This is a genomic window from Paenibacillus puerhi, from assembly GCF_009846885.1.
Classification (GTDB): Bacteria; Bacillota; Bacilli; order Paenibacillales; family NBRC-103111; genus Paenibacillus_G; species Paenibacillus_G puerhi.
In genome coordinates this window covers 1-4,553 of the sequence record NZ_WUWM01000068.1, presented here as the reverse complement: position 1 = coordinate 4,553, position 4,553 = coordinate 1, and the positions used below count along the sequence as shown (strand labels likewise).

General features: G+C 61.1%; 1 protein-coding gene. It reads left to right on the top strand.

The window, feature by feature from the left end; genetic code table 11:
- Positions 1-4,553 (top strand): condensation domain-containing protein (locus GSF01_RS28865; protein ID WP_159888719.1); only part of this gene is annotated, 4,553 nt, incomplete at both ends.

Here is a 4,553-nt window from a genome sequence, read left to right as displayed (position 1 = left end):
CGTCTGATCTCGATCGGACGTCCGGTGCCGAATCACCGGGTATATATCGTCGACCCGCAAGGGCATCTGGCGCCGGTCGGCGTGCCGGGAGAGCTGTGCGTGGCGGGTGCGGGTCTGGCCCGGGGGTATCTGGACCGTCCGGAGCTGACGGCGGAGAAGTTCGTCATCAGCCGGTTCAGCGGAGAGCGGATGTACCGGACGGGCGACCTGGCGAGATGGCTGCCGGACGGGCGGCTGGATTACCTCGGCCGGATCGACCACCAGGTGAAGATCCGTGGGTACCGGATCGAGCTGGGCGAGATCGAAGCGAAGCTGCTGCAGGTCGAACAGATGCAGGAAGCGATCGTCATCGCGAGAGAAGACTCGGCAGGCCAAAGCCAGCTGTGCGCCTACTTCGTCGCGGCCAGGGAGCTGGCGGCAAGCGCGCTGCGCAGCGCGCTCGGCTCGGAGCTGCCGGGCTATATGGTGCCGGCCCACTTCGTCCAGCTGCCGCAGATGCCGCTGACGCCCAATGGCAAGATCGACCGCAAGGCGCTGCCTGCGCCAGATGGAAGCGGAGGATCGGATGCGGTATTCGCCGCTCCGCGCAATAAGGTTGAGCAAACGCTAACCGCCATCTGGCAAGGCGTACTCGGCATACCATCGCTAGGCATTCACGATAACTTCTTCGAGCTCGGCGGCGATTCGATCAAGTCCATCCAGGTGTCCTCCAGGCTGCTGCAGGAAGGCTACAGGCTGGAGATGAAGGATTTGTTCGCGAATCCGACGATTGCCGAGCTGAGTCCGTATGTAAAGCTCTCCGGCAAGCTTGCCGAGCAGGGCGTGTTGACGGGAGAATCGGGCTGGACGCCGATTCAGCACTGGTTCTTCGAGCAAGACCATGCCGAGCCTCATCACTTCAACCAAGCGGTTATGCTGTTCCGCCAGGAAGCATTTGAGGAAACGCCGCTAAGACAGGCACTGGACAAGCTTACCGAGCATCATGATGCTTTACGGACCGTAGTCCGCCGCACAGAGACCGGATATACGGCCTGGATACGCGACCTTCAGGAGGGACGGCGCTACGAGCTGATCCTGCATGATCTGAGCAGCGAAGCGAATGTCGCCGAGCGGATCGAGACGCTGGCGGGCGAGCTGCAGGCCAGCATCGATCTGACCGCCGGACCGCTAATCAAGGCCGGACTATTCCGCTGCCCGGATGGCGATCATCTGCTGATCGTTATCCATCACCTGGCGGTGGACGGTATTTCATGGCGTATTCTGCTGGAGGATCTGTCGGCGGCCTACGATCAGGCCGTAAGGGGCGTCCCTATCCGCCTGCCGCATAAGACGGATTCGGTCCGTACATGGACGGAGGCGCTGCTCACGGAAGCGAGCCGGGAATCAACCGAGCAGGAGAGAGCTTATTGGCTTCAGGTGGAGCAGGCGCAAGTACGTCCGCTGCCCCAAGACTTCGACCAGCCGGCGGACGCGCTCGTCCTCGCCGATAGCGACACGGTTACGGTGGTCTGGACGGAACTGGAGACCGAGCGTCTGTTGAAGCAGGCCGGACGAGCTTATCAAACGGACGTTAACGACCTGCTTCTCACCGCGCTTGGATTGGCTCTTCAAGCATGGACGGGAGAGGATCGCGCGCTCGTCAGTCTCGAAGGCCACGGACGCGAGGCGATCCACCCGGATATCGACATCTCGCGCACCGTAGGCTGGTTCACCAGCCAATATCCGGTACTGCTGAGCATGGAGGCCGGGGACGACCTCTCGAGCAAGATCAAGCGGGTGAAGGAAGATCTGCGCCGCGTGCCGCGCAAAGGCATCGGATACGGACTGCTTCGCTATATGTCCGCCCGGCAGGATGCAGAAGCCTTCGGCAGGGAGCCGCAGATCAGCTTCAACTATCTGGGCCAATTCGATCAGGACTTGCAGAGCGGTTCAACGGGAATATCGCCGTATGCTACGGGTTTGTCCGTAAGCGGTCAAACCGTCCTGCGGCAAGCGCTGAACCTTAGCGGAATGATCTCGGAGGGTAAGCTGGAGTTCACGCTGCTTTACAATGGCAAGGCGTACCGCAGAGAAACGATGCAGCGCTTCGCCGGACTGCTGCAGGCCAGCCTTCGCGACGTGATCGATCACTGCGCTGCTCAGGATAGCGTCGAAGTGACGCCTAGCGATGTTTTATTGGAAGGCCTCTCGATAGACGAGCTTGAGCAGTTAAGGGAGCAAACCCGCAGTCTGGGCGAGATCGAGAATGTGTACCCGCTCACGCCGATGCAAAAAGGGATGCTGTTCCATTCCTTGATGGACCCGCAATCCCCGGCTTACCTGGAGCAAGCGACTTTCGATCTGGAAGGCAGCTTTGATGTGGACGACTTCGCCCATAGTCTGGAGCTCCTCGTACAAAGGCATGCGGTGCTTAGAACGAATATCATCGCAGATTGGCGGCAGGAGCCGGTACAGGTGGTGTTCCGCCACAAGCGCAGCGAGCTTCATTATGAGGATGTGCGCGGTGTCAAAGAAACGGAGCTGGAAGCGCACGTAGCCTCCTTCGCCGCACGAGACAAGTCCAGAGGCTTCGATCTGGCTTCGGACCCGCTGATGCGAGTAACTGTACTTCGTACGGGAGACCGGTCCTACTCCTTGATCTGGAGCTTCCATCACATCATCATGGACGGCTGGTGCTTGTCGCTGATCAGCAGCGATGTGTTCGGCGCCTACTTCGCCCTTCGCGAGAAGCGTGAGCCGGAGTTCCAGCCGGTCACGCCATACAGCCGGTATATCGAGTGGCTGGGCGAGCAGAAGGTCGAGGAAGCGGCCGGATACTGGAGCGGCTATCTGGAGGGCTACGAGCAGCAGACGACGCTGCCTCGCGGCAAGCCATCCGCCAGTGCGCTTGGTTATACGGCGGAGAAGCTCAGCTGCGCGCTTGGCAAGGAGCTGAGCCGGAAGCTGAATCAGGCGGCGAAGCAGCATCAGGTGACGATCAATACATTCATGCAGGCGGCTTGGGGCGTTCTGCTTCACCGCTATAACAACTGCCGCGATGTGGTGTTCGGCAGCGTCGTATCCGGCCGTCCGGCGGAAATTCCGGGCGTGGAGCAAATGATCGGCTTGTTTATCAATACCGTGCCGGTTCGCGTCCGGGCGGACGACCATGAGAGCTTCGCTCAACTGCTCAAGCGCAATCAAGAGCAGGCGATCGCTACTCATGCATACGACACGTATCCGCTCTATGAGATTCAGGCGCAAACCGTTCAAAAGCAAGATTTGATTCATCATATCGTCATTTTTGAGAACTATCCGCTCGACAAGCAAATCGAAAGCATTGGCGAAGGCTCCGAAGAGTCGTTTACCATCCAGAACGCCGAGATGAATGAACAGACGAACTATGATTTCACGCTGACGATCATGCCAGGCGACGACACGCTTATCGATTTCGGCTACAATGCCTCGGTCTACGACCGCGACATGATCGAGCAGCTGCAGCATCATTTCGTCCGTCTGATCAGCCAGCTGTCGGACAACCCGGGGATGCTGCTCGCCGAACTGGAGCTTGTCACTCCGCAGGAGAAGGAGCTGATCCTGCACGGGTTCAACGACACCGCGGCGGACTATCCGCGGGAGAAGACGATCTACGGCCTGTTCGAGGAACAGGCGCAGCGGACGCCGGAGCAGATTGCCGTGCGCTTCGAGGACGAACAGCTGACCTACGGCGAGCTGAACGAGCGGGCGAACCGGCTGGCGCGTACCCTGAGAGCCGAAGGCGTGAAGCCCGGGGACATGGTCGCCGTGCTGACCGAGCGGTCGCTGGAGATGCTCATCGGCATCTACGCGATCCTCAAGGCCGGCGGGGCGTACGTGCCGATCGATCCGGACTACCCGGAGGAGCGGATCCGCTTCATCGCCGAGGACTCGGGCGCGAGGCTGCTGCTCGGGCAGGAGCGCCTGCTCCCGCGCTTGCCGGCTGATCTGGAGCTGAGCGGCTTGAAGCGGCTCAGCCTGAACGACGCGGCGGTGTACGACGCCGACGGGTCCGATCTGGAGCCGGCCGCCGGGCCGCAGGACGTGGCTTACGTGATCTACACGTCCGGCTCGACGGGCAATCCGAAGGGCGTCATGATCGAGCATCATTCGGTGCTCAACCGCATTCTGTGGATGCACGAGCGGTATCCGATTGGCGCAAGCGACGTAATCCTGCAGAAAACGGCGTTCACCTTCGACGTATCGGTGTGGGAGCTGTTCTGGTGGGCGATGGTCGGCGCGAGCGTCTGCCTGCTGACGCCGGGAGGCGAGAAGAGCCCCGAGCGCATCCGGGAGACGATCCAGCGCTATGGCGTGACGACGATGCACTTCGTGCCCGCCATGCTGCACGCGTTCCTGGAGGACGCGGAGCAGCAGCCGGAGCGGCTGCTCGCCGAGCAGCTCGGCACGCTGCGCCACGTCTTCGCCAGTGGCGAAGCATTGCCGCCGCAGCATGTGGCGCGCTTCCAGCAGACGGTGGCCTGGATCAACCGCTGCCGTCTGATCAACCTGTACGGCCCGACGGAGGCGACGGTCGA